This is a genomic window from Brevibacillus fortis (assembly GCF_046196545.1).
GTDB classification, from domain to species: domain Bacteria; phylum Bacillota; class Bacilli; order Brevibacillales; family Brevibacillaceae; genus Brevibacillus; species Brevibacillus fortis_A.
This window is the reverse complement of sequence record NZ_CP176370.1, coordinates 5015234-5040566: the sequence shown is the minus strand read 5'-3', so window position 1 is coordinate 5040566 and position 25333 is coordinate 5015234. Positions and strand designations below refer to the sequence as shown.

The 25333-nt window shown below is 48.1% G+C and carries 23 protein-coding genes; 18 read left to right on the top strand and 5 right to left on the bottom strand.

The features are described 5' to 3' along the window. Positions 1-22 precede the first annotated feature (22 nt). Positions 23-886, top strand: coding sequence for a GNAT family N-acetyltransferase (locus ACKKE8_RS24720; protein ID WP_409175341.1), 864 nt, complete (start codon positions 23-25; stop codon positions 884-886). 64 nt (positions 887-950) lie between these two features. On the opposite strand, the gene ACKKE8_RS24715 is transcribed toward ACKKE8_RS24720, so the two are convergent. Further along, positions 951-1919, bottom strand: coding sequence for an MraY family glycosyltransferase (locus ACKKE8_RS24715; protein WP_409175340.1), 969 nt, complete (start codon positions 1917-1919; stop codon positions 951-953). Between the two features lie 185 nt (positions 1920-2104). Here ACKKE8_RS24715 and ACKKE8_RS24710 point away from each other — a divergent pair, with 185 nt between their 5' ends. The 12 genes from ACKKE8_RS24710 (at position 2105) to ACKKE8_RS24655 (ending at position 15094) form a co-directional block, all read left to right on the top strand. Beyond that, positions 2105-2497 carry a hypothetical protein gene (locus ACKKE8_RS24710; RefSeq protein WP_409175339.1) on the top strand — a complete coding sequence of 131 codons (393 nt, stop codon included), beginning with the start codon at positions 2105-2107 and terminating at the stop codon, positions 2495-2497. Between the two features lie 31 nt (positions 2498-2528). Further along, positions 2529-3041, top strand: coding sequence for a GNAT family N-acetyltransferase (locus ACKKE8_RS24705; protein WP_409175338.1), 513 nt, complete (start codon positions 2529-2531; stop codon positions 3039-3041). A gap of 278 nt (positions 3042-3319) precedes the next feature. Beyond that, entirely contained in the window at positions 3320-5176 is a 1857-nt protein-coding gene (locus ACKKE8_RS24700) for a sensor histidine kinase (RefSeq protein WP_409175337.1), read from the top strand. Next, positions 5148-5906, top strand: a complete 759-nt coding sequence (locus ACKKE8_RS24695; protein ID WP_409175336.1) for a response regulator — start codon at positions 5148-5150, stop codon at positions 5904-5906. Before ACKKE8_RS24700 ends, ACKKE8_RS24695 begins: the two co-directional genes overlap by 29 nt. Positions 5907-5997: 91 nt before the next feature. Further along, a complete protein-coding gene (locus tag ACKKE8_RS24690; RefSeq protein ID WP_409175335.1) occupies positions 5998-7290 on the top strand; it encodes an ABC transporter substrate-binding protein in 1293 nt (430 codons plus the stop codon). Positions 7291-7344: 54 nt separating this feature from the next. Then, positions 7345-8031 (top strand): hypothetical protein, encoded by a 687-nt coding sequence (locus ACKKE8_RS24685; protein ID WP_409175334.1) that lies wholly within the window; start codon positions 7345-7347, stop codon positions 8029-8031. A gap of 11 nt (positions 8032-8042) precedes the next feature. After that, positions 8043-8981, top strand: coding sequence for a carbohydrate ABC transporter permease (locus ACKKE8_RS24680; protein ID WP_409175333.1), 939 nt, complete (start codon positions 8043-8045; stop codon positions 8979-8981). Beyond that, entirely contained in the window at positions 8971-9828 is an 858-nt protein-coding gene (locus ACKKE8_RS24675) for a carbohydrate ABC transporter permease (RefSeq protein WP_409175332.1), read from the top strand. The genes ACKKE8_RS24680 and ACKKE8_RS24675 overlap by 11 nt, the downstream gene beginning before the upstream one ends. A 44-nt stretch (positions 9829-9872) precedes the next feature. Next, positions 9873-11216 carry an FAD-dependent oxidoreductase gene (locus ACKKE8_RS24670; protein WP_409175331.1) on the top strand — a complete coding sequence of 448 codons (1344 nt, stop codon included), beginning with the start codon at positions 9873-9875 and terminating at the stop codon, positions 11214-11216. Between the two features lie 29 nt (positions 11217-11245). After that, positions 11246-12934, top strand: a complete 1689-nt coding sequence (locus ACKKE8_RS24665; RefSeq protein WP_409175330.1) for a DUF4127 family protein — start codon at positions 11246-11248, stop codon at positions 12932-12934. A gap of 73 nt (positions 12935-13007) precedes the next feature. Further along, a complete protein-coding gene (locus tag ACKKE8_RS24660) occupies positions 13008-13481 on the top strand; it encodes an MgtC/SapB family protein (RefSeq protein WP_106785905.1) in 474 nt (157 codons plus the stop codon). Between the two features lie 500 nt (positions 13482-13981). Next, complete coding sequence (locus ACKKE8_RS24655) at positions 13982-15094, top strand: aminopeptidase (protein ID WP_409175329.1); 1113 nt, start codon at positions 13982-13984, stop codon at positions 15092-15094. Between the two features lie 25 nt (positions 15095-15119). On the opposite strand, the gene ACKKE8_RS24650 is transcribed toward ACKKE8_RS24655, so the two are convergent. Together ACKKE8_RS24650 and ACKKE8_RS24645 are read right to left on the bottom strand one after the other, a co-directional pair. Continuing rightward, positions 15120-15548 carry a DMT family transporter gene (locus tag ACKKE8_RS24650; protein ID WP_409175328.1) on the bottom strand — a complete coding sequence of 143 codons (429 nt, stop codon included), beginning with the start codon at positions 15546-15548 and terminating at the stop codon, positions 15120-15122. A 23-nt stretch (positions 15549-15571) separates the two neighbouring features. Then, entirely contained in the window at positions 15572-16270 is a 699-nt protein-coding gene (locus tag ACKKE8_RS24645) for a cyclic nucleotide-binding domain-containing protein (RefSeq protein WP_409175327.1), read from the bottom strand. Between the two features lie 156 nt (positions 16271-16426). On the opposite strand from ACKKE8_RS24645, the gene ACKKE8_RS24640 reads away from it, so the two are divergent. After that, positions 16427-17347: an NAD(P)-dependent oxidoreductase gene (locus ACKKE8_RS24640; RefSeq protein ID WP_409179196.1), complete on the top strand. Its 921-nt coding sequence runs from the start codon at positions 16427-16429 to the stop codon at positions 17345-17347. Positions 17348-17398: 51 nt separating this feature from the next. Here ACKKE8_RS24640 and ACKKE8_RS24635 read toward each other — a convergent pair whose 3' ends face one another. Further along, the gene (locus ACKKE8_RS24635) at positions 17399-18460 is read right to left on the bottom strand and encodes an AI-2E family transporter (protein WP_409175326.1); all 1062 of its coding nucleotides are present in this window, start codon (positions 18458-18460) and stop codon (positions 17399-17401) included. Between the two features lie 202 nt (positions 18461-18662). On the opposite strand from ACKKE8_RS24635, the gene ACKKE8_RS24630 reads away from it, so the two are divergent. After that, positions 18663-21569 (top strand): WG repeat-containing protein, encoded by a 2907-nt coding sequence (locus ACKKE8_RS24630; protein WP_409175325.1) that lies wholly within the window; start codon positions 18663-18665, stop codon positions 21567-21569. A gap of 50 nt (positions 21570-21619) precedes the next feature. Here the strand turns inward: ACKKE8_RS24630 and ACKKE8_RS24625 are convergent, their stop codons facing one another. Next, positions 21620-21802: a hypothetical protein gene (locus ACKKE8_RS24625; RefSeq protein WP_409175324.1), complete on the bottom strand. Its 183-nt coding sequence runs from the start codon at positions 21800-21802 to the stop codon at positions 21620-21622. A gap of 39 nt (positions 21803-21841) precedes the next feature. Between ACKKE8_RS24625 and ACKKE8_RS24620 the strand changes: the two genes are divergently transcribed. From ACKKE8_RS24620 to ACKKE8_RS24610, 3 genes are all read left to right on the top strand, one after another. After that, positions 21842-22339: a GNAT family N-acetyltransferase gene (locus ACKKE8_RS24620; protein ID WP_409179195.1), complete on the top strand. Its 498-nt coding sequence runs from the start codon at positions 21842-21844 to the stop codon at positions 22337-22339. A 60-nt stretch (positions 22340-22399) separates the two neighbouring features. Beyond that, on the top strand, positions 22400-24019 hold the full coding sequence (locus ACKKE8_RS24615) for a peptide ABC transporter substrate-binding protein (RefSeq protein ID WP_409175323.1): 1620 nt from the start codon (positions 22400-22402) through the stop codon (positions 24017-24019). A 122-nt stretch (positions 24020-24141) separates the two neighbouring features. Further along, a protein-coding gene (locus tag ACKKE8_RS24610; protein ID WP_409174429.1) for an IS3 family transposase occupies positions 24142-25331 on the top strand; the annotation gives its coding sequence in 2 pieces (ribosomal slippage) (positions 24142-24430 and positions 24430-25331; 1191 coding nt in all). The last annotated feature ends 2 nt before the right edge of the window (positions 25332-25333 follow it).

Sequence of the window (25333 nt, the reverse complement as noted above, 5' to 3'; positions counted from 1 at the left end):
GAGAGAACGGAGGAGTGCGTAGATGATACGACAAGCACAATCAAATGACAAAGAGACAATCGTCACGATGATTGGCGAAGGCATGCTTTGGAGGACCGACGAGATAGGCGATATCGTGGAAAAAGCTACGGTTTACATCTGGGAGCAAAACGATCAAATCCTCGGCTGTGGCACATATGATTTGAACTCCTCCGGCGAAGACGGGACAGCAGAAATATATGTCTATACACGACCAGACCATCGAAAGCGTGGAATCGGGTCTCGACTGTTCGATAAGCTGTGGCTGAAACTGCAACGGCACGAGGAGAAGCCGACGGCAGTCATGGCTACCTACCGCGTAGACCACGGGCAGGGTGCTGATTTTTTTGCCAAAAGAGGTTTTGCTTCTATCTGGAGACATCATCTGATGAAATACATAGGAGAGATCGGGCCTGAGCCGACACTCGACGTACGAAAATTCACTGAGTCCGATATGGATATGTACATCCAATCGCAGAGTGACGCTTACTATGAGGTGAGAAAAGGCATCGATCTTCAGCCGTACCGTTTGGCGGATTATCCTGAGAAAACGATGAACGCATGGAAAAACTGGCTGCTGGGTGAGATGAGAGAGGACATTTATTTGTTCGAGCATGAGGGAGTATTCGTAGGCTCCTTGATCATCACAGGACATGGCGAGGTCTATGATGTGTTCGTAGATCCGGTGCATCAAGGCAAAGGCTACGGCAAAGAGCTTGTTCGTTTTTTTGTGAACCGGACGCTGGAAAAGGGCTTGAAGCCGTATCTCGTCACAGGTACTCACAATGAACCTGCGATTGCGTTGTACGAACGGACAGGCTTTCAGACGTTCCAGACGACCACGACAGCGAAGAGAGATTTCGTGTAATCCGCTCATAAAAAAATGCCGCAGGGATTAGACCCGAGCGGCATTTTTCATTGTGACGGATAACCTATACTCCGAGCAGGAGCAGGATAATAGACGTCAGACTAAAGCAAACACTGATCAAGCACAGGAAGGTGACGACCTGTTTTGGATTGAGTCCAGAACGCAGCAGGCGATAATGAACCTGGCTGGCATCTGCTTGGTAGATCGGCTTTCCTTGCAGGAAGCGTTTGGTCACCACAAACAGATTATCAAAAATCGGCACACCGAGTGCTAAAATCGGAATGAACAAGGAGAGAACAGTTGCCTGCTTAAAAGCACCATCCAACGCGATGACCGCCAAGATAAAGCCGAGGAAGGTCGCGCCTGCATCTCCCATGAAAATTTTGGCCGGCGGCTTGTTGTACCGCAGATAAGCCAAGGCAACACCGATCAGACTGATTGCCATGATCGCAGATGTGCTTTGTCCTTTTACCAAGGCGACCACGAAGAGCGTGCCTGCGGAAATCGCAGAAAGCCCTCCAGCCAAGCCATCCATGCCATCCGAAAAATTGATGACCGTCGTTACTCCGAAAATCCACAGGATGGTCAGGATGAATTGCAACCATTCCGGGAGCAATATGTATTCGCCACTCAATGGATTGTAAAAGCCGGAAAAAGTAATACCCGACAAGTAGACAATTACGGCGGCCGATACTTGGACGATCAGCTTGGGCAGGGCGGAAAAATCCTTGCCTTGCGTCTTATACCAGTCATCAATGGTACCGATAATAAGCAGCAGTAGTGAGCCTGACAGAACAGCGATCGTTTGCCCCGTTGATTCCTTGGAGAAGAGCAAAAACGATACAGCAAAGCCGACAAAAATAGCGTAGCTGGCTGTCAATGGGATAGGCTCCCGGTGAATTTTTCTTTCCACGTCTTTACGAGGCTTGTCCACAAAATCAAGGCGAAATGCCAATTTAGCCAGAGGCGGAATCAGCACCATAACGATACAAAACGACAGGAAAAACGAAAGAGCGTACGTTATCGTGACCATCTCCTACAGGTAGTAAGCTTTCTATTGCAAAGATACTCGCATACCGTGTTGTTTGACAAGTCTATTATAGGAAGTATTCCAAATTTTGTCGACTCTTGCAATCAAGTGAGGGTGAGGTACCAAAAAAAGTTGGTACTTATCTCCAGCAGATCCGATCCCTATAATCCTTCGTAGGAGGGATCCAGATGGAATACATGGCATTATGGTTTATCCTAGGAATCATTTTTTCCATAACACTCGCCGCGAAACAAATCAGGCCTTGGCTGAAATTCGTTATATTCGGTTACTACCTTGTGCTATCTTACCTATTTGTCTCACGGAAAGAACAGATATATAGTGAATATCATCGGGTGCCCGTGCCGGAGCAGTTTTGGGAAACCAACTCGGATTGGGTGGGATTCATGCTCGGCTTTTATTTTGTCCCATTTCTCCTTATCCTGCTGTTCATCTACTTTTGGCTGTTTCGAAATGCCAACAGTGTGAAGAAACGGTTTTTCATTGCCCTTACCATTGTACCCGCAGTGATTATCTATCTATGCTTGCTGTTTGTTTTCAGTATGTACGGATATCGACCTTGATAAAGTGATGTCAGATTACGGAGGGGCTCTTATGAAGCTAGCGCTTTGTTATCGAGAAGGAATTGAGTTTTCAGAGGAAGAACTGCGTCAGCTGTCCCAATTGCTGATCGATGTCGTGGAGGATGGGGCTTCCCTTGGCTTTTTACCGCCTATGCAGCTGGAAGAAGCACGCGCCTATTGGACTTCGGTGCCCCATGAACATGTGAAAATTTGGGTAGCTGTACAGGAAGATGTCATCGTCGGAACCATCCAGTTGCATCTGGTGAGCCGTCCAAATGGATTGCATCGGGCAGAAATAGCCAAGCTGATGGTTCATCCTAGAGCGCAACGTCAAGGGATTGGTCGTGGACTGATGCTGCTGGCAGAGGCAAGGGCCCTTGCTGAAAACCGCAGCCTCCTCGTTTTGGATACACGAGCGGGCGACCCGTCCAACGAGTTGTATCAGTCGATGGGTTATCAAGAAGCAGGACGCATTCCGGGGTTTGCCCGATCAGCTGATGGCAGCCTGCATGATACCGTCCTTTACTTTAAAACATTGGAATAGTCGTACAAGCTACAAGCGGACGGTTAACAGGCGTCCGTTTTTTTGTTTTAATAGTATGAAAAAAGCTGGGAGGTTCTGTATGAAGGTATCCAAGCTTAGGTCGGGCCAAGAGGTCATCATCCGTTTAGGAAAAATTACTGACGCAGCATGGATACATTCTACGATTGTCTCTACATGGGCATCGAAATAGACTGAGGAACAGACCGTCAGGATTTTGACCTGACGGATTTTTTGATGAACAAAATACTGATTATTCAAACAAGTGGAAAGGGGCCATCATGAAAAGGAAAGTCTCGACGCTTTTTTTGCAAGGAACACTGCGGGCGAAGATTCTCACGCTTTTCCTCTGCTTGATCGCAATCCCGTTAAGCTTGCAAGGAATCATCACGTACAGCAAGTTTTCGGCTTCAACGGAATGGAGAACAGCTGAATACACGGGACAGATTGTGGGTCAGATCAATCGCAACCTGGAGCGCAATATACGGGAGGTGAAGCGTTTATCACTCATGCCGCTCTACGATCCAGAAGTCCTGTCCATTTTAAAAGAAATTCAAACAAATACGTCAGCTACTTCTTTTCTCGCCATGGAAAAAAGGGAGAAGATGACGCTGTATATATCCAGCCTTTCCTATAGCCGACCGGAAGTAAAAGGCATTCAAATCATCGCGGGGAATGGCATGATTTTTTCCAATCTGGACCCGTCCATCATGAAGAGCAAGGGAGATTTGGCAGAAGAGGGATGGTATTCGCCCGTGATCAAGGAACAGGGGGCAGCTGTCATTATTCCACAGCATCGGCCCGACTATTATTTGGATGCCTCTGGTGAGCGCTATGTGTCAGTGGCTCGGTTATTGCGAGAGCCGTATACGAAAGTACCACTCGGAATTATTAAAATCGATATGAAAATGGACATGTTTGACCAAATTTTGGCCGATATGCCTTTTACCAAGGACGGGAGCTTGATCATCGTCAATGAGGGGAACGAGCTGTTTTATGAAAAGAGGGAGAGCGAAGGCTCGCCAGGCTATCGTACTTTGCTGCAAGAAACTGACGGGATCAATCGTGGGGATACGAATCAGATGATGATTCAGGGACAGCGATATCTCTTCGTGGATCATCAATCGAGAGAGACGGGGCTTGTGGTGATCAGTCTGATTCCGCTCGATATCTTGCTCGCAGAATCCAATAGCTTGCGCAGTTTTACGATGCTGATTGCGGCCATGTTTTTACTGGTCGCTGGCGGGCTCGCGATTTATTTTTCCTATTCGCTCAGCAAGCCGCTCGTTCAATTGAAAGAAAAAATGCTGCAAGTAAAGCGAGGTAACTTCCATGAACGAGTTCCTGTCGATTCCCAAGACGAGATCGGGAAGCTGAGCGAGCAATTTAATCAGATGGTCGAGGAAATCAACCGCCTTGTCAATGAGGTGTATCTTAGCAGCTTGCGCGAGCGGGAGGCGGAGCTGGCAGCCTTGCAGAGCCAGATCAATCCGCATTTTATTTACAACACACTCGAATCGATCAACATGATGGCGATCCGCTCAGGGAATTACGATGTGTCCGACATGGTTTCTTCGCTCGGAAAACTCATGCGCTATACGGTCGCTCGGGAGGATGGGCACGTTACGCTTGCGCAAGAGCTCGTCTCGTTAGAATCCTACGTCCGTATCCAAAAGATTCGTCTGGGAGATCGCCTTCAGGTGTATATGGAAGTGGAAGAGAGTCTGTCGGATCAGCGTATCCCCAAGCTGCTGCTACAGCCATTGCTTGAAAATGCAATTGTACACGGGATTGAGCATCAGGAACAGGGAGGGACGATATGGCTCACGGCACTTTGTCAGGAGGGTGTGATGCAAATCAGCGTGAGGGACAATGGCAAGGGAATGTCTGAGCAAACATTAAGTCGTCTGCTCGCAAGTCTGCGCACGCCTATGCAGCAGCATGAGATGACAGGAAACGCACACAATGGGACAGCATTGCGAAACATTTCCCAGAGGCTGACCTTATTGTTCGGGGATGAGTTCGGGCTGACAATTGTGAGCAGACCGGATCAAGGCACGGAAATTACGATGAAGATTCCACTCGATTTCCAGAAGGGAGAATCACGCCATGTACAAAGTATTGCTGGTGGAAGATGAACGAATGATTCGGGAAGGCTTGAAAATGTTAATTGAAAAAGGAACGTCTGGTTTTGCCGTCATGGCAGAGGCGGAAAATGGAAAGGATGCCCTGCATTATCTGCGCACGGAAATGCCTGATTTGATTGTGACGGATATCCGCATGCGAGAAGTCGACGGCTTGGCGCTGATCGGGAAAATTCGGGAGATGTACGAGGAGCTGCCCATCGTGATTATTAGTGGATATGGTGATTTTCATTACGCACAGAAAGCGTTGAAGTACAAAGTCTCCGACTATCTCTTGAAGCCCATTGATCGATTAGAGCTGGTGAGCACGCTCGCAAAAATCAGGCAAGTGTTGGATCGCAAAAAGAAAGTCAGGGAAGAAGAAAACAGCGTCGACGGCAGCCATCGAGAAGAAAGACAAATCATTCGCAAGGTAAAAGCATTCATTCACGATCATTTGGACGGCGACCTCCGACTCCAGACGCTGGCGGAGTCTGTTCATTTGAATCCGATATATTTGAGTCAATTGTTCAAGACCGAGACGGGAGAAAATGTCTCTGACTACATCACGCAGGCGAGGATGAACCGCGCCAAGCAGCTTTTACACGAGACGAGGCTGAAGGTGTATGATATCGCCCGCTTGGTAGGGTATCAGAGCGCGAAGCATTTCATGCTGGTATTTAAAAAGGAAGTCGGGATGACACCCGGGAGCTACCGCGATCTCGTAGGCAGTAAAGATCTTTAAATCTCATACCAAATCTAAATCTTGCGTGATTTATCTTACTATTCGATCAATTTTATACTAGTGACAAGGAAAACAGATAAGGAGGTACGCCATGAAAAAGGCAATCCTGTTGGCATTGTCTTCTGCTTTGATAGCGTTTACATTTGGGTGCAGCAACACCGCGACGACTCCTGGTGACTCCGCAACGGGCAAGAAAGAAGCAGTCGAGCTTACGTTTTTGACATGGGGCAACCAAGCCCACCTGGACCTGTATACGAAGCTCTCTGAAAAATTTACGCAACAAAACCCAACCATCAAAGTGAAGCTGGAATCTGTGCCATTCCCCGATTACCAGCAAAAGGTGACGGTGCTGGCTGCTGGTCAGGAGCTGCCTGACATCGGTTGGGTGTCTGAGCGAATGGTGCCGCAGTTTATGGAGAATGGGATATTGGAAGATGTCTCGGATGTAAAGAACGACGCTGCTTTTAAGCTGGACGACTTTATTCCGTCGACGCTTGAGCTGTTCCAAAAAGACGACAAATTGTACGGACTGCCGTTTTCTACCCCGCCTACCGTGATGTTTTACAACAAAGACTTGTTTGACAAGGCAGGCTTGAAATCGCCGAACGACCTAGCGAAAGAAGGAAAATGGACGTGGGAGGAATTCGAAAAGTCGGCGCAGGCGATCTCGAGCGGAACCGGAGCGAGCAAAATTTACGGGGCCAACTTCTTCCGCGATTGGAAAACGTGGATCATCCTGTCTTCCTATTCATGGTCAAATGGCAGCGGCCCGTTCAACAAAGAAATGAATCAGTTTACATGGAATGACCAATATGGGGTGGAGACACTCAACATGCTCCAACGGATGATGTTTACAGATGGGTCGCATCCGAAGGCGGGTGAGCAGGTCAGCTTTGAATCAGGCAAAATTGGCATGTTCTTTGATGTGTACAGCTACGTTTCGAAGGCGCGGACGATCAAGGACTTCAAGTGGGACATTGCTCCTATGCCAGCGGGTTCAAAAGGCTCGGCACCAATGCTCGGTCAGGCAGGGTATTCGATTTTCAAAGGAACAAAGCACCTGGAGGAGACCAAGCTATTCCTCAAGTTCCTCGCGAGTGAGCAAGGTGTCCAGGAGACCTCGACTTACTTTGTACCGCCGCGCTTGTCTGTGCTGAATTCCGAACCGTTTTTGAATGTTCCAGGCAACCCTGACCCTGCACACATCAAGCAGGCGGTTATCGATGAAATGCCTAAGGCACACCTGCAACCAGGCCACGTGGACTGGCAAAAAATCGACACGACGATACTGGCTGGGTTTGATCAATTATTCGGTCAAACGGCACAGCCAGCGGATATCGTGAAGTCGCTGGAAGAGAAAGTCAATCCGATCATGAAAAAGTAAGCTCGTCACAACGGTCTGGGATACAGGCCGTTGTGACTTGAGAGGAAGGTTACGATGAATCGTTTTCGACAGGCACTGGAAGAGAAGCCGTTTCTGCTCATGGTCAGTCTCCCGCAAAACGATGAGACCTTGGCCAGAGCAGCGATGGAGGAAGGCGCAGATGGTTTGAAGATGCACATCAATGTGTACCATCGTGCCAGCGGCAATCGGTTCGGTCCGCTGGCTGAATATATGGACTTTCTCCAAAAGATACGCAGCCAGTTCGCAGGGCCGATTGGCATTGTTCCGGGCGGGTCAATGGAGGAGCTCAATCCCGAGGAAATCAAGCAGTTCGATTCACTGGGAATCGACTTCATCTCCATCTATGGTCATCATTTGCCAGCGTCCCTTTTGAAAATCGAAGGGGTGGCAAGTACGTTTGCCATCGATGATCAGTTTGATTTGAACCGATTGGAAGCTGTAAAGCATTTTCCCATGACCGCATTGGAGGCGTCGATTATTCCGGGGAGTGAGTATGGCACGAGGCTTACGTTTGCCGACCTGCTCACCTATCGGTACATCGTAGAAAAGGCAGGCATCCCGATTATCGTCCCGACACAGCGAAAAATTGTGGCGGAGGATATCGTAGCTCTACGGGAAACGGGAGTTCGTGTCCTGTTAGCTGGAGCGATGGCGATCGGGAGGACCGAGGATGAAATTCGCCGTTCCATCCATGCATTGCGGAATGCGATTGACAACTGAGGAGGGATCGTATGGAGAGCAAGTTGAATGTCCCGCTCTCTCCTGACAAGAGAACAAGTGGCACAAGGAAAAGATCCTTCAGCGGGGAAGCGAATCTGACAGGATGGCTGTTTATAAGTCCGATGGTCATCGGGTTTGTGGTGCTGTTGCTTGGTCCGCTCTTGCTCGCGCTGTACATGAGCTTTACGGATTGGCCGTTACTGGGGGAAGCCGAATTTATTGGTTTGGAAAATTACCGAGCGATCTTTCAGGATGCCGAATTTTGGACGGTCGTGGGCAATACATTTACGTTCTCGGCTGGTCTCGTCCCTCTGAATATCGTGTTGGCGTTGGGGTTGGCCTTACTGCTCGTGCGTAAGCTGCCGGGGATCGGGATTTTCCGCACGGCCATTTTTGTGCCGGTCATGACATCGCTAATCGTCTGGGCGATTGTGTGGAAGTATTTGTTTGCGACAGACACAGGGTTTATCAATCAAATCTTGCAGATGTTCGGGATTACAAGCCCCTCATGGCTTTACAATCCAAAGCTGGCGATGCCGGTGGTGATCGTGACAAGTGTCCTGAAAAATGTGGGCTTGAACATGGTTCTGTTCATCGCTGCCTTACAGCAGGTGCCTGTTCACTTATACGAGGCGGCGCGCATTGATGGGGCCAGTCGGACGCGTCAATTGTTTCAGATTACGATCCCGATGATCAGTCCGACGGTTTTTTTAACCACGTTGTTGACGATCATCGGCTCGCTCAAGGTGTTTGGGCAGATTTACGTCATGACCCAGGGTGGCCCCGACAACAGTACAAAGGTGCTCGTCTATTACATATGGGAGCGTGCCTTTAAAAATTTTGAATTCGGCTATGCGTCTGCACTTGCCTTTGTGCTGTTCTTTATCATTTTAGTCTTTACGCTCTTGCAGTGGCAGTTTAGAAAAAGGTGGGTGTTCCATGAAGAGTAATCGCCACGGATTACAAGCAGAAAAGTTATTGGGGATTGGCGGTCACTATGTAGCGTTAGGAGCGATCTCCCTACTGATGCTGGTGCCTTTTTTGTGGATGCTTTCCACATCGTTAAAAGAGCCGGCCAAAATATTCGTCTTTCCGCCAGAGCTTATCCCTTCGTCGATCCGCTTGGAGAACTACACGGAGGTTTTGGCGAATACGCCGTTTCATCTGTTCTATTGGAATAGCCTGTACATTGCGATTCTGGTTACGGTTGGAACGGTATTATTTGCCTCGATTGCGGGCTATGCGTTTGCCCGAATTCCGTTTCGTGGACGCAATATCGTTTTTCTGGTACTGCTGTCTACGATGATGATCCCGCATGAAGTGACGTCGATTCCGATGTTTTTGTTCATGCGCATGCTTGGGTTTATCAATACGCATGTGCCGCTGATTGTGCTTCCCATTTTCGGGGCAGGCGGAATTTTTGGTGTGTTCGTCATGCGCCAATTTTTCCTTGGGATTCCGAAAGAATTGGAGGAAGCGGCGATGATTGATGGCTGCTCGCGTTGGCGGATTTACTGGAGCATCATGCTGCCACTGGCGAAGCCAGCTATCGCGACGCTGACGATTTTTACGTTTTTGACGAGCTGGAACGAGTTTTATGATCCGCTCATTTTCATCAACGACAGAGAGCTGATGACGCTGCCGCTCGCATTGTCCTTGTTTACCGATGAAGTTGGGACAGCTTGGCATCATCTGATGAGTGCATCCGTCATGGCGACCTTACCGCTTTTGATCGTGTTCTTTTTCGCCCAAAAGCAGTTTATCGAGGGTGTATCGATGACGGGCCTCAAAGACTAGAGGAAGCATGGATTGAAAGGAAGTTCTACAAGGAGTGAGTACAGATGGTTCGAGTAGTAGAAGCAGATGTAGTCGTGGTAGGCGGGGGACCGGCAGGAATCAGTGCCGCTCTCGCCAGCGGACGATTGGGAGCCAAAACGATCCTGATCGAGCGTTACGGCTTTCTCGGAGGGATGTCGACGATTGCGCTTGTTTATCCGTGGATGACATTTCATACGGAGAAAGGCGAGCAAGTCATCAAAGGAATTGCACAGGAAATCGTCGACCGCTTGCAAGAAAAGGGGGGATCGCCTGGACATTTGCAGGATACGGTAGGATTCGTCAGCACAGTCACGCCGTATCATCCGGAAATTTACAAGCTGGTCGCTGTGGAAATGCTCAAAGAAGCGGGCGTCAAGCTGTTTGTCCACAGCTTTGTCGATCAGGTGAATGTAGAGGGGACAGAGATTACTTCGGTTACACTCACCAGCAAATCGGGCAAGTATGAGATCAAGGCCAAGGTGTTCGTCGATGCGACAGGAGATGCAGATATCGCCTATTTATCGGGAGCGCCGACGAGTAAAGGGCGGGATGCAGATGGGCTGACACAGCCGATGACCATGAAGTTTCGCATGCGCGGCGTCGATCTGGAGCAGGTGAAGCAGTACATGCTTGACCATCCAGATGAGTTTTATCACAAGACGCCGTTTGCACAGTTGCTGTCCATTCCACTGACGGGTGTCCAAGGCTTTTATACGCATTGGAAGATGTCAGGTGTTCCGATTAATCGGGATCAAGTTCTGTTTTTCACAGGGCCCGAGAGCGATGAAGTTCTGATCAATTGCACGCGGGTGCAGGGACTGGATGGAACAGATGTCGAGGATTTGACGGAAGCGGAGGAAGAAGGGAGACGTCAAGTGTTATTGATGTCTGAATTTTTAAAAAATAAAGTTCCCGGTTTCGCGAAAGCATCCATCTCCGCAGTCGGAACGCAAATTGGAATCCGTGAGACACGCAGAATCGTCGGAGAGTACAGCTTGACGATCAAAGACGTGGTCACAGGCAGGCGTTTTCCGGATGTCATCGCACGAAGCGGCTATCCGGTTGACATTCACGATCCTTCTGGCAAAGGCGTAGTGGCAGCAGATATCGAAGGGGAGGGCGCTTATGACATTCCGTATCGATGCCTGATCCCTCAGTCTATTGACAACCTGCTTGCGGCAGGGCGTTGTATCTCTACGACACATGAGGCGCTGGCTACGACCAGACTTACCCCGAGCTGTATGGCTACAGGTCAAGCAGCAGGTACAGCAGCGGCCATCGCGTTTCATGACAAGACCATTCCGCGTTTGATTCACGTGGCGAAATTACAGGAACAATTGCGTCTAGCGAATGCCGTCCTCGATTAAACCTTTTCATTTTGAAAGGAGATTGATCTATGAAAAAGTTGCGCGTTGTCATTTCGACACTGGCTATGGCAGCACTAGTAACAGGCATGGTTCCATTTACGCAGACGAGTACAGTTGCGGCGAAAAAAGCATCACCAAAGCCAATTGCCAAAGTCGCCCTTGTCCCCCTCGATGATCGCCCAGTCAATACGTATTTTCCGCAAATGTCAGCACGGGCAGGCGGGGTGGAGGTGATTATGCCGGATGAAGACATGCTTGGTCACTTTATGACTCCGGGAGATGGGGAAGAAATTGGCGATTGGCTGATCAAACAAGCAAGCAAAGTGGACGGCTCGGTCATCTCTGTCAGCATGCTGGCATATGGCGGACTGGTTGCGTCCCGTACCGATCAACAGTCCTATGAAGATGCCCTTTCGAATATCGAAGCCATTAAGAGACTGAGAGACAAAAATTCTAAAAAGCCGATCTACGTCTTCGATACGATCCAACGCTTGGCAGTGACGGCGACTGATCCCGAAACATTGAAGTACTATGAGCAAATCAGGGAATGGGCGATTTTATATGATGAAGTGCACAACCTCGGCATGACGGAAAAAAAGGATCGGCTCGATCAGTTGGAAAGGGAGATTCCCGAGTCTGTGCTAGAAGATTACTTGAACGCCCGCGAGCGTAACCACAAGATTAACTCCTTGTTGATCGACTGGGTTGAAGATGGGACCATTGATTATTTAGTGCTGGCTCAGGATGACGCTGCTCCTCATGGTCTTCACCGGGCAGAGCGTGAGACCTTGGTCAAAAAAGTAAAGGAGCTGGATGTAGAGGAGCGTGTAGCGATCTTCCCTGGAGCGGACGAAGTAGGAACCGTCTTATTGAGCCGATTCTCCTTGAACGAAATGCGCATTCATCCAAAAGTAGCAGTCGAGTATTCGGGTATAGACGGCAGCGAGTGGACGGCGCCGTTTGAAGACACGACCTTTGATGTAAATGTCGAGAAGCATATCATCGCAGCAGGCGGCAAGCCAGTGAGGGATGAAGACAATGCAGATATCGTACTCATGATCAATTCGCCGAAGAAAAAAGGACAGAGCAACGCAGAGAGACGCGAAGACCTGGATGAGTTCGTCGAAGAAATCAATGATCTTCTGGAGGAAGGAAAGCAGGTCGCCATTACAGATGTTACGATTACAAACAAAGCTGACCCTGAGCTGATCGAGCGACTACAAGAAGAAGTAAAGCTGCCGGAACTTTTCGCCTACACGGCATGGGGAACGGCGGGAAATAACATGGGAAGCGCGTTGGGACAGGCGTTGCAGCGATCAGCCTTTTTGGAAAAAGGAAATCAGTTCGGTGTGCCCTTAACGGTGGATGCGGCAGAAACCCATATCAATCTGCTATTGTCATCGTTTGTGAATGACCATCATTACCGAAATGAAGTCATGGCAGAAGCACGCAACCTCGTAAAAGAGTTAAACGGAAATGAGTGGAATCTCGGCGATGACTACGACGAAGTCAATGATTTTGTAAGCGATGCACTGACACCACATGCGGAAGAATGGTACGAAAACTATTTTGCCAATCAATCGCTGGTTATCGGGAAGCGAGGCAAGAATACGTTTGAAGGCGAAATCGTCGAATTAACGGATAGAGAGATTAAGCTTCCTTGGGAGCGGTTGTTTGAAGTCTTTGTCGGGCCAGAAGTGAAGATTGAAAGGGAGTAGGATGTAGAAAAAGCCGGTCTATTTTTCGAATCTGCACATATCATGTCTCTATCGCTATAAGAAGGTGACAAGGATGGAGACTCTACAATGGTTGTATGTGCAGTATGACTTGGAAATGTATGTGCGGGTAGTGGTGAGCGCGATTCTCGGTTTGTTCATCGGGTGGGATCGCTCACACAGAAACAAGCCTGCCGGGCTGAAAACGTACATGTACGTGTCCGTAGCCTGCACGCTCATCACACTTGTTTCTATTTACAGCACAAAGCTATACAGCGCGCCAGGTAACGGAACGATGATGGACCCGATGCGCTTGGCTGCACAGATTGTCACAGGTCTTGGCTTTTTGGGAGCAGGCGTCATCTTGAAGGATGGCTTGAAAGTAAAAGGACTGACCTCCGCAGCCATGATCTTTTTCGCTGGAGGGATTGGCATAGGGATCGGAGCCGGATTTTACGGCATTGTGATATTCTCGGTCATCATCGCCTTTGTACTCGCGAGGATCAGTCAGCGTGTGGAAGATGTCCAGCACAAGCGGTTAGGAAAGTGAATCATGGAGAAGCGGTGCAGGGCAAGTTCCTTAGCATCGCTTTTTTTGTATGAAATGGGCGGTAGTGGGGGAAGAAGCGAATTTCCAGTCTACGCTTCGGCCTACGCCCCGCAAGAGGTATGACTGTCCGCTTCGGAATAAATGGCGGGAGGGCTTCAAACGTAGAAGTTTCGCTGAAGGGTTCCATAAGTGAAGCTGAAATTCCCCGCCATTTATTCCGAAGGTAGGTTGGGCTCCAGAGGCGCTTGGACTGGAAATTCGCTTCTTCTACGCAGCTTCTCGTTATTGTTTGAAAGCAAATCTTAGAAGGTGAATGCAGTACAATGATCTCAAGAACTTCTTTGTACAAACTTGCAAAACGCCTAAAACGCACGAAATCATCCACAGCTGTCCTTCTCCCGACCACAACAGTGGAGATCACGATTTTCCCGATGATATTCCTCTGACAAACGCGCGTTATGCTGGAAGAGCAATGAAAATCTGGAAAGGATGCGTGCGTGATGAGAGATGAAAGACTAGGAAAAATAGCAGACAACTTAATTTCGTACAGCCTGGATGTGCAAGCAAAGCAGCATATTATGATCATGGTCGTGGATGAAGGAGAACCGCTGGCAATGGAATTGGTGAAGCGGCTGTATGCAAAGGGAGCGTATCCCCACTTGCGCTTTGTACGGCCAAAAGTCCAACGGGAATGGTTGAAAGGGATAACGGAACAGCAGCTTGCCCAGATCGTTCAGTGGGAAAAGGATATGTGGTTTGGCATGCAGGGCTATATCGGAATTCATGGCGAGACGAATGACAGTGAGATGAAGGATGTTCCGCAGGAGAAGTACCGTCTGTACGCAGAAGCGTATGATTCCATTTTTCACCATGTTGACAATCAAATTACGGGACTGCGCATTAACTACCCGACCTCCGCCCTTGCTCAAAAGGCCAACTTGACGACAGAAGCGTTTGAGGATTTTTATTTCAACGTATGTTCGCTCGATTATCAGAAAATGGCCGATGCTTGCCAACCGTTGTACGATCTCATGGACAAGACGGACAAGGTGCGCATCGTCGGACCAGGGACAGACCTGACGTTTTCGATCAAAGGGATTGGGACGCGGACAGCGGTAGGCAAACGAAACATTCCCGATGGCGAAGTGTATACATCTCCCGTGCGTGACTCGATTCACGGGACGATCAGCTACAATACGCCTAGCAACTTCAAAGGTACGACGTTTGAAAACGTCCGGTTTACCTTTCGGGAAGGAAAGATTGTCGAGGCATACGCTAACCATACGGACAACCTATTGGAAATATTGGACACGGATGAAGGTGCACGCTACATCGGTGAATTCGCCATTGCGTTTAACCCGTACATTTTGCACCCGATGGGCGATACTTTATTTGATGAAAAAATCAATGGCAGCTTCCATCTCACACCGGGTCGTGCCTATGATCAGGCGGATAACGGCAACCGCAGCGCGATTCACTGGGACCTGATCTGCATTCAGCGTCCGGAATACGGTGGTGGTGAAATCTGGTTTGACGATGTACTCATTCGAAAAGACGGAAGGTTTGTGCATGAGGCGCTGTTGGGGCTGAATCCGGAGCAATTGATCCTGTAGGGGAGGGCGGTAGTGCCCTCCTCCTTTATTTGAATTTGAACACTACTACCCCTGCGATCATGATGACGATTCCGATGATTTTGTTCAAGGTGATCGGAACCTTTTGCACACCGAACAGGCCGAGAGAATCAATGAGGAGAGCGACGAGCAATTGGGAGATGAGCAGAATCGATACGGCGTAGGCAGGGCCGATGGTCGTAATGCCTTTCATCACACTAAAAACAATGAGCGCCCCGAAAACGCCTCCAAGCAAATACACCTTGTTGACTTCCCCGATGCTTTTCCAATCGCCATCACGAACGTAGAGAAAGATCGCGAACGATACAAGAAAGCCTATGGCGTGAACAATCGCATTGGTTTGCCACAGTCCGAGCTTTGTACTGGCTTGCGCATTGAACACGCTTTGTAGACAAATAAAAACGCCAGCGAGTAACGAAAAGAGAATGCCTTGCACAATATGACCTCCTATATGGTTGATTACTCATAGATATTTCCGCTCGCAAGCTCACTGATTTTTTCTCGATCCTTGATAATCAGTGCGCTTTTTTTGCGTTCGATCACGGATGCTGCGCAAAGATTGCGGATGACCCGATTCAAATGTCGGTAGCTGGTGCCCAACAGCTCGGCTACCTCCGTCAGCTTCGCAGTCTTTAGCTCCTCGGAAGCAGTCGACCCTGTATCGCTGGACAGCGTGGAGAGCAAATAGCTGGCAAAGCGATTTTCAACGGGATACAGCAGGTTCAGGCTGGTTGAGTTCGATGATGTATGCAGCTTGTGACTGATTTTATGTAGAATGAATTGCAAAAAAGGCGGGTGATTCTGGTAGTTTTCCTGCAAAACCTTGAAGGGGAGACTGACCACGAGACTGCGATGGACAAACTCAACCGTATTGCGGACCTCGCATTGTGTGACATACTCAACATCTCCGATAATCGCGAGTGGATTGTTAAAGCGCAGCAACAAAGATTTTCCGTTAGGAAGCGTTGTGAAAATTTTGATTTTTCCCTTCGGAATGAAATACATGTGGTGAAGCTGATCGCCCTTCGAACAGAGGATGTCACCTTTCTCAGCCTGATACAGGCGGATTTCATGGAGAGTAACGGCATCAAAAATATCGGGCAAGGGACTATTTTGCACCAGCGTATGCAAAAGGGGGCGGTCGTGAAGTTCTTTCATGTATCAAGCCTCCTGCTAGTTTGTTTGCAGGCTATACCCTCTTTAGTAAAAGGCATTTGCGCGCGAAAAAAAAGGACATATGTCCTTTTTCCCATTTAAACACAGAAGGCGCGTAGCAGGAATATTCGGATAGATTCGAGAAGTACAATTGTCGAGATAACAGGAAAGAGAGAAACGAAGGAGTGGTTCAACATGACTTTATCTGTAAGTGAAAGAATCATTGGATTTGTAGGAACGGGTGTCATGGGGAAAAGCATGGCAACCCATTTTCTGCAAGCAGGATATACAGTGCTGGTGTACACGCGTACAAAGGAAAAAGCGGCAGATTTGCTGGCAGCTGGTGCGATCTGGAAGGAACATGTCAGTGAGCTGGCAAAAGAGGCAAACGTCATCATCACAATGGTCGGCTACCCATCTGATGTCGAGGAAGTGTATCTCGGCGCGGACGGAATTGTGGCAAATGCGAAGCCAGGCACTTATTTGATCGATATGACGACATCGAAGCCGTCGCTGGCGAAACATATTTATGAGGAAGCCAAAAAGCACGAGCTATACTCCCTGGATGCGCCTGTCTCTGGTGGAGATGTGGGGGCACGGGAAGCACGATTGACCATCATGGTTGGTGGTGATCAGGAAGTATTTGATGCGATGGAGCCTGTGTTTACGATAATGGGGACAAACGTCGTCTTGCAGGGCGGACCAGGTGCAGGTCAGCATACGAAAATGTGCAACCAAATTTGTATTGCCACGAACATGATCGGTGTGTGTGAAGCGATCGCGTATGCGAAAAAAGCAGGTCTGGACCCGGAGAGAGTGCTGACGAGCATTGGAGCGGGTGCTGCAGGCAGCTGGTCGCTGTCGAATCTGGCGCCGCGCATGATCGCGGGCAACTTCGCACCTGGCTTTTACGTCAAACATTTTATCAAGGACATGGGAATCGCATTGGAAGCAGCCGAGGAAATGGGGCTGATGACACCAGGACTCGCGCTCTCCAAATCGCTCTATGAAGAACTGGCAGCAAACGGCGAGGCTGATAGCGGCACGCAAGCTTTGATCAAATGGTTTGAAGGCAAGTAAAGGCAAAAAGGAGCCCTTCTCACGAGGGACTCCTTTCTCTATGGCTATCGGTCACGTGTTGACTTGTACATCTCGTACATCTTTTGGGACGGTCTTATTTTTGGCAGGAGGTTGTTCCATTTTCTTTACTTCTAAGATGTCCAGCAAGAAAACAAAGGACGGAATCCCGACAATCAGCCCCCATACTCCAAAGAAATGCTCGGAAAAGATCAGGACGACAAACGTGTAGAAGATCGGCAAGTGAGTCTTCGTTGCCATCAAGCGAGGATTCAACACATATGCCTCAAGCGCGTGAATCACCATGATAAAAATGAGCAAATAGACGACAGTTGCGATACCACCGACGCTATAGGCGATGGCACTGAGCGGAATCAATGAAATGGCGACACCTGCAACCGGAATGAGCCCCAGGATGAAGACCATGATCGCGAGTCCCAATAGATTCGGAAAGCCCATGATCCATAGACCGATAACGGTGAAGGTCGTATTGAATAAGGCGATCAACAGCTGCGTTTCGATTACTTTACCAAAAGTCAGGATGAATTTTTGGCTGAAGTAGGCGATTTCGTTGTACAGCCAGGATAATTTGCTCGTGCGAAATTGAGCGGTAAACGTAACGACATTGTCTTTGCCGAGCAGGAAAAACAGACTCAGAATAATCGCCAGAAAGACATTGAACCCAACGTTTCTGACCACTGCGAGAAAATCAAGGCTGCCTTGAACGATGCCCTTCATATCTAGCTTCCCAACAACAGACATCAGATAAGGGGCAAACTCATTGTGCTGATTTTGGTGGTACACTTGCTCGATGAGATGGAACAATTGTCCGGTTTGGTGAATAAGCGCCGGAATGGCTTTCATCCCACCCACAACGAGAAAGAACGTCAGCAACATATAGAGAAAAATGAGAATCAGCTTGGGATGGATCGGCACGATTTTGTGTGTGAGACGTGTAAGGTATTGATGCAGCCGATTCATTAAATAGGTAACTAAAAAGGTAAGCAAAACCATGTTCAGCATACTTCCCAAGGAGTAAAGCAACAAACAAAACAACGCCAAAATCCCAAATCGTCTTACATCCGGCTTTTGCAAGGCGGCAGCAAAGAAATTCATGGGAACATCCTTTCCAAGTGCTCTTTAAAGCACTCCCATCCGTATACGATGATTATACTGCGTCGGTGTGAACAATTATAGCACGCTTAAAAGAGTGTTGACTGAAAGAAAAGGTTCCAGTTGTTTAAAAAAGTGCAACGAAACTATTCCGCCGTACGAAGCGTCAAATGAGGGGAATGTTTCCAAGGGAGGCCAAGCACCAATGAAAATGAAAACCATCAGTTTGGTTACCGCTGTCATACTCGGGGCAAGCGCGTGGACTTCTTCTGTTCATGCTGCTACGTTTTCCCAGATTCAGCCGTATCTAACAGACTACAAGACCGGTTTTACGGACGGTAACAAGCTGGTCACACAGGCCATTTACGATGATTTTCAGCTATCTTCTACAAACATGATCGTAACAAAGGGAGGTAAAAAAGGAATTCTCGACGCGCGGACAGGGAAAGAAATAACCCCTGCGATTTGGGATAACATTGACATTCCCGATTCCAATCATATCGCGATTGTTCAAAAAGGCGGCTGGTTCCAATACATCGATTTGAAGACGCACAAGCTGTCGACTATGAAGTTTGCCGGAGCCCATCCGTATTATTTGTCCAATGAGCAGGGGACAGCGATTATGCTCTTGGGAAAATCATCCATGGTGCTCAATGCAGATGGAAAGGTGCTGATTCCGCCAGTTGCAGGCAAGCTGTCGATGGTACAACTAGTTGCTTCTGATCAGACGGAAAATAAAGAGGCGGAGAAAAAGCGGTATTTCGTCGCGACCACTCCAAAAGAGCTCATCATGTACGACCCTGCTTCCGGCAAAAAGCTGTTTTCGCTGGCAAAAGCAGAATTGATTCCGAACGAAGGTGGTCCAGACACCGCGTATCTCAAGGTGCGATCCGGTGGAAAAGAAGGCTTGATTGATCGCAATGGCAAGTACGTACTCGAGCCCAAATACAAAGCGATTTATATTTGGAATAATGGGTACTTTCAGGTGATTGGACCAAAAGGACAAGGGCTGTGGAAAGATGGGCGGATGCTGGCAGAGCCCATCTATAAAGAAGTGGGGATCGAGCACAACAATTCGGATGTGTACTACACGGTGTCTGGAGATGTCATCACTTATCATTCCAGGTCCAAAGGTACGTCACATCCCTTGAAAAAAGGTGCCGAGTTTTTGCATGGCAGCTATGTGCTGGGACAGGACCCGAAAACGAATCTGTACGGCGTCCTCCAAGTCGGGGGAGAGACGGTTATCCCCTTTGCTTATCCGCGGGTTGAAGGTCCGCCAGCTGCACGCTTGCTCGTCCGTAGCGATGGAAAAAAAGCGATCCTCCCAGGCTGGGGAAAAGAAGTCAAGGAGCCAGTTTTTTGGTTCGACTCGTATGTGACATTGGGCGGCTACAGCAGGCTTAGCATCAAAGACGGAAACAAAATTGGGCTTTATTCTGAAGATGAAGGCTTGGTCCTGCCTCCTATTGAGAATCGAATCATTCGCCATGAGGAAGTAACGGGCGATGTGCTGGTGACGGAGCCGGATGGAAAGGTGCTGCGATACAGCATCGGAGGGAAACAAATAGAAGCTGGCAATCCAAATCCGTTGTCCGATGATTTGACGAAAAAGTATGAGCCGGGAAAAGGCGAGATGATTGTGGACCGCAAGACGAACCAACCAATCAGCAAGCTCTACCAATCTGTCTATATGGATTCCGATACCAATCTCATCGTTGCAATGGATCACGATTGGGCGGATCTTTATACCCCTGAGGGCAAGCTGTTGACTACGGAGATCAAAGTCGCGGTGTGGAAGTCAGGCAACGACAGACCGCCTCTTACCTTGATCAAAGTTACTGATTCCGTATATACCATGGGTGTGAGAGCGGGGAATGTCGGAATGGCGATGATCAAGGTCGATGGCGGGCAGCTCCAGGTCGTGAGCGATTTTGTGTATTGGGATGCAAACGAAACGATGGTACAAAATCAAAAGATCACGGTTACAGCACGGCTGGACGGCACACTGGATGTATGGGCGCAAGAAGGGAACCAGCTCGCTAACAAGCTCACTAGCGTGGTAGGTTTTCACACGGAATCTTATTTCGATCGGGTATTGATTCAGTCAAGTACAGGATGGGATGTCTATTCACCGCAGTTGCTCCGCCTAAGCACGGGCAATTATCAGTCCATGAAGTACATGCACTTATATGATCTCAAGACGGGTGCCATTGCCTACCAGGACAAGAAGACGGGATTGTACGGCCTTATGTCGCTGGAAGGAAAGGTGCTGACAGCGGCCAAATATGAGGCGATTTTGCCAACAAGCAAAGTATTCCCACAAGTGTGGAGCAAGGCAGACGAACAGACGCCTTATGTATTCACAACCAAAGACCAGTTCGGTTATCTCGATCAAGGTGGGCAAGAGCTGTTTGCGACAAGATTCCTGACGAAAAAACCAGTGGTCTCCTATAGTCCGATTACATTCCAAGCGTTTTCGGCCTACTCGGATATGATGCGACAACGCCCGCTGGAACTGATCGATTTCGGCAAACCGTATAGCTGGCCAGCTGGTGGCAACAGTGAGAGCCAATTTTTTGCCAATCTGGCGCTTTATTTGAATCTGCCGAAGGAAGCAGGCAAGCAAGCGGTCCTCACTGAATTGGTGTCCAAGGGAATTGTCAAGGCAGATGAGAATCGTTCTGTCATGAGTGACGAAGATATGTTCCGAGTGGCATATTTCATGGCGACAGGCAAAACAAGTCAAGCGATGACGCCACCACAGGTGATGGAATGGGCACATAAGCGGGGAATTGTGCCACAGCGAGAGGGAATGAGCTACTACATGACGATGGATTTGTACGCGGAGTATCAGCATATCCTGATGACAGAGCTCATGCGTTCCCTGAAAGGAAAGAAAGTGCTCAAGCCGAAGGTGTTAACGACGGCTGCACTCAGTGACGCACAACAGCAAATGCTCACAACAGCGCTGATCGTGAACGGCAAGCCAGCCAATCAACTGCCAGTGCCACTCCCACAAGCTGAGTGGCAGAAAGCCATTCAAAGCTTGGTCAACCAGTACAACAAGCAAGCGGCTCAATTGCTTGCGGCCTATGAAGCGAAGCTGTAAGCAGATAAACGTAAAGGCGCGGATGTTCATCCTGCGCCTTTTTTGCGCTATTAAAAAAACGGCCAATATTTTACAATTAACCAATAGAAGGCAGCGTGAACGCAAGCCGTGATCGCCAAGGAGACAATGAACGAGACAAACGAAATCTGATCGAGCTTGTAAGCGACAAAGAAAAATATCGTAAAGGCAATAAAGGCGATAAACGTACCTTCTTCTAGATAAGCAACAGTCATATGAAAATTCCACCTCTATTCAAGAAAGGATACCTACCCATCATGATTTCTATTGAAAAATTAAGCATACAAGATGCAGCCAGCTTGTTTCAATTTGAAGTGCGCAATCGCGCTTTTTTTGAAAAATCGGTTCCCAGTCGGGGAGACGCTTACTACCAATATGACCATTTTTTACGAGGTCTGCAAGCCTTGCTCGACGAGCAGGCGCAAGGAATCTCGTTTTTTGGCCTCATCAAAAACAGCCAGGGTGACATCTTGGGCAGAATGAATTTGGTAGACATCGAGAAAGACGAAGGAATCGGACATCTCGGCTATCGGGTCGGGGAAGATACCGCTGGTAAAGGAGTGGCTTCGCAAGGACTGAAGGTCTTTTTAGCGGAGCACGTTCCTCAATTAGCTGTCAGAATCATTTGTGCAAAAACAACAACGGATAACATCTCCTCGCAAAAAGTGTTGCTGAAAAATGGATTCGAGCCCTATGACATGGAGCCGGAAACAAGGGATGAATTTCTTCACTATCGTCTGAACGTTGTTTAATAAGTAATAATTTGGTATTGTGTGGAAAGTTTGTTAGTAAAATAAAAAAGGGGAATAGAGATGAATCGTCAAGGTAAGATGATTGCAAATATGCTAGTGGCGACAGGGATGCTGGCTTCATCTGTAGGATATGCTTCGGCGAACGAAGTAAAAGCCCAAGAAGTGAGCAATACACCCGCTCATAAGGTTTTGCGGTTGAACCTGATTGATCAGCCAGGTCAATTGGACCCCGCAATGGCTGAGGATGAAGCGATGTTTTCTGTGATGCACACGATGTTTGATGGGTTGGTCCGGTTAGGTCCGGATGGAAAAGTTCAGCCATCAATCGCCCAGAAAATAGACGTTTCGGATGACATGAAGACATATACGTTCCATTTGCGTGAGGCAAAGTGGAGTAATGGTGATCCAGTCACTGCCCATGACTTCGAATACGCTTGGAAGCGTGCGCTAGACCCGAAAACCGATAGTACTTACTCCTATCTGCTCTATCCCATCAAAAATGCGGAACAAGCCAACATAGGCGAGGGGAAGCTGGAAGAAGTAGGAGTAAAAGCCATCGATGCCAAGACATTGCGCGTGGAGTTGGAGCAGCCTACGCCATATTTTACAGAGTTAACGGCCGCACCGATTTTTTATCCGGTGAACAAGAAGCTCGATGAGAAGAACCCGGGATGGTACCGCGAAGCTGCGACGCATGTCGGGAACGGACCATTTAAATTAATTTCCGCAGATAAAGAGAAAATTACGATGGTCAAAAACGACCTGTATTGGGATAAAGCGGCTGTGAAGCTGGACAAGGTAGAATTTACCGTCATTCAGGATGAGAATACACAGCTGGATATGTTCGATCATGACGAGTCTGACTGGGCAGGCGCTCCGTTTGGTTTTTTGCCAATTGATGCATTGCTTGCATTGGAGTACGAGGAAATATTGCAAACCAGACCAATAGCTGGTGTTTACTGGTACAGGTTCAACACCGAACGGGCCCCGTTTACCAACGCAAAGATTCGCAAGGCGTTTGCATACGCGATCAATCGTCAGGCAATCGATGATGCGCTTGAGTATGGCGTGCAAATGCCGGCTAAAGGTGCCTTGCCACCGACGATGACGCTGAAAAAGGAAGGCTACCTCAAGGACAACGATCAGGAAACGGCGAAAAAGCTGCTGGCTGAAGGCATGAAGGAATTAGGAATTACGAAGCTACCACCCATCGCACTTTCCTTTAATATTACTGAGAATCATCGTTTAGTAGCGGAAACCATTCAAAAACAGTGGAAGCAAACACTCGGCGTGGATGTAACGCTAAATGAGCAAGAGTGGAAAGTGTACCTGGAAGAAATGAACAACGGCGACTATCAGATCGGACGGATGGGCTGGATTAGTGATTTCAATTATGATCCTGTCAGCTTCCTGGAGCTGTTTAAGGACAAGGATGGGTTCAACAACAACACTGGATGGGAAGACAACAAGTACCGAGAACTTTTGAATCAATCCGCGACCGAAAAAGATCCTGAGAAGCGCAAGCAACTGTTGGCGCAAGCAGAAGCGATCCTCATGGAGGAAATGCCTGTCGCTCCGATTTACTATTTCACTGATCACTGGGTACAAAATGAGAAGCTCAAAAATGTCGTGATCGATAGCATTGGTGTCGTCGATTACAAGTGGGCGTCCAAAGAATAAGCGTAAAAAACACAAGAGTCCCCTTCCTGCTAAAAGGTGATATTATCCCCTTTGAGTAGACAGTGTAAAAAGCCCGCCCACCTAACGGTGGGTGGTACACTCTACTTGGAGGGGATTTTCTCATGGCTAAAAAAGGTCAAATATTCAAGCGTTATTCCGAGGAGTTTAAGCTGAGAGCAGTAAACATGTATCAACAGGGAGAGATGGGTTATAAAGCAATAGCTAAGGAATTAGGGATACCTAGTAAAACACAAGTTCTACAATGGGTTCGAAAGAAGAATAAAGGCGAAGGTTTTGTGGATCAAAGAGGAAAGAATGGTTCTAGTGACACCCCATTTGTTGGTCGTCCAAGAACCAAGTTTGCTACTGTGGAAGAAGAAAGGGACTATCTAAAGGCGCAGGTAGAATACCTAAAAAAGCGCAATCCCAATCTGCATCTGGGGGGAAGGTATGGAAAATAACTCGCTTTACGATCATAAACGAGCTGCGTAAAAAATATCCACTAACGTGGTTGGTAGAAATTGCGCAAGTGTCACGGTCGGGTTTTTACAAATGGCTTAGCACCAAAGGAAAGCCGTCAGCAAGAAATGAGTTAGATCAGATTCTGAAAAAGCATATGATGGCGATTCATTTGGAGCATCCATACTATGGTTATCCACGAATGCAGATAGCATTAAAGAAGAAGGGATTGAATGCGAATCATAAGCGAATATACCGCCTGATGAAAGAATTAAACCTTCAATCCATCATCAGGAGGAAGCGCCGCTATTTTGGTAAAGCACCTTCGATTGTATATCCCAACTTACTTAACCGTAAGTTTAGAGCGGACAAGCCCAATGAGGTATTTGTAACAGATATTACGTATGTTGCACTTCATAACCGTTACTATTACCTTTCGGTCATTCAGGACCTTTTTAACAACGAAGTTGTTGCCTGGAAAGTTTCCAAGCGAAATGATTTACAACTTGTGTTAGACACTGTGGGGCAGCTAAACGAAGAAAGAGACGTGCTGAAAGCAACCCTACATTCAGATCAGGGCTTCCAATACACGTCTCGACAGTACAATAAGCGAATAAAGGAACTTGGCATAAGTGGCAGCCACTCTCGCAAAGGAAACTGCCTTGATAACGCCTGCATCGAATCCTTTTTCTCGCATCTCAAAACTGAGACATTGTACTTTACTGAGTGTAAGACAGAAGAAGATCTCTTTCAAGCCATTGAAAAATACATTTGGTTTTATAACCATGAACGGTTCCAGAAAAAATTAAACCAGTGTGCCCCGGTTGAATACCGAAACACACTGGCTGCTTAGGC

What these genes read in the sequence shown, in the direction of transcription:
- ACKKE8_RS24630 (WP_409175325.1), top strand. Translation starts at nt 18,663, where the DNA reads ATGAAAATGAAAACCATCAGTTTGGTTACCGCTGTCATACTCGGGGCA.
- ACKKE8_RS24670 (WP_409175331.1), top strand. Translation starts at nt 9,873, where the DNA reads ATGGTTCGAGTAGTAGAAGCAGATGTAGTCGTGGTAGGCGGGGGACCG.
- ACKKE8_RS24645 (WP_409175327.1), bottom strand. Translation starts at nt 16,270, where the DNA reads ATGAAAGAACTTCACGACCGCCCCCTTTTGCATACGCTGGTGCAAAAT.
- ACKKE8_RS24635 (WP_409175326.1), bottom strand. Translation starts at nt 18,460, where the DNA reads ATGAATTTCTTTGCTGCCGCCTTGCAAAAGCCGGATGTAAGACGATTT.
- ACKKE8_RS24710 (WP_409175339.1), top strand. Translation starts at nt 2,105, where the DNA reads ATGGAATACATGGCATTATGGTTTATCCTAGGAATCATTTTTTCCATA.
- ACKKE8_RS24660 (WP_106785905.1), top strand. Translation starts at nt 13,008, where the DNA reads ATGGAGACTCTACAATGGTTGTATGTGCAGTATGACTTGGAAATGTAT.
- ACKKE8_RS24685 (WP_409175334.1), top strand. Translation starts at nt 7,345, where the DNA reads ATGAATCGTTTTCGACAGGCACTGGAAGAGAAGCCGTTTCTGCTCATG.
- ACKKE8_RS24690 (WP_409175335.1), top strand. Translation starts at nt 5,998, where the DNA reads ATGAAAAAGGCAATCCTGTTGGCATTGTCTTCTGCTTTGATAGCGTTT.
- ACKKE8_RS24720 (WP_409175341.1), top strand. Translation starts at nt 23, where the DNA reads ATGATACGACAAGCACAATCAAATGACAAAGAGACAATCGTCACGATG.
- ACKKE8_RS24675 (WP_409175332.1), top strand. Translation starts at nt 8,971, where the DNA reads ATGAAGAGTAATCGCCACGGATTACAAGCAGAAAAGTTATTGGGGATT.
- ACKKE8_RS24705 (WP_409175338.1), top strand. Translation starts at nt 2,529, where the DNA reads ATGAAGCTAGCGCTTTGTTATCGAGAAGGAATTGAGTTTTCAGAGGAA.
- ACKKE8_RS24625 (WP_409175324.1), bottom strand. Translation starts at nt 21,802, where the DNA reads ATGACTGTTGCTTATCTAGAAGAAGGTACGTTTATCGCCTTTATTGCC.
- ACKKE8_RS24700 (WP_409175337.1), top strand. Translation starts at nt 3,320, where the DNA reads ATGAAAAGGAAAGTCTCGACGCTTTTTTTGCAAGGAACACTGCGGGCG.
- ACKKE8_RS24655 (WP_409175329.1), top strand. Translation starts at nt 13,982, where the DNA reads ATGAGAGATGAAAGACTAGGAAAAATAGCAGACAACTTAATTTCGTAC.
- ACKKE8_RS24715 (WP_409175340.1), bottom strand. Translation starts at nt 1,919, where the DNA reads ATGGTCACGATAACGTACGCTCTTTCGTTTTTCCTGTCGTTTTGTATC.
- ACKKE8_RS24665 (WP_409175330.1), top strand. Translation starts at nt 11,246, where the DNA reads ATGAAAAAGTTGCGCGTTGTCATTTCGACACTGGCTATGGCAGCACTA.
- ACKKE8_RS24680 (WP_409175333.1), top strand. Translation starts at nt 8,043, where the DNA reads ATGGAGAGCAAGTTGAATGTCCCGCTCTCTCCTGACAAGAGAACAAGT.
- ACKKE8_RS24615 (WP_409175323.1), top strand. Translation starts at nt 22,400, where the DNA reads ATGAATCGTCAAGGTAAGATGATTGCAAATATGCTAGTGGCGACAGGG.
- ACKKE8_RS24695 (WP_409175336.1), top strand. Translation starts at nt 5,148, where the DNA reads ATGTACAAAGTATTGCTGGTGGAAGATGAACGAATGATTCGGGAAGGC.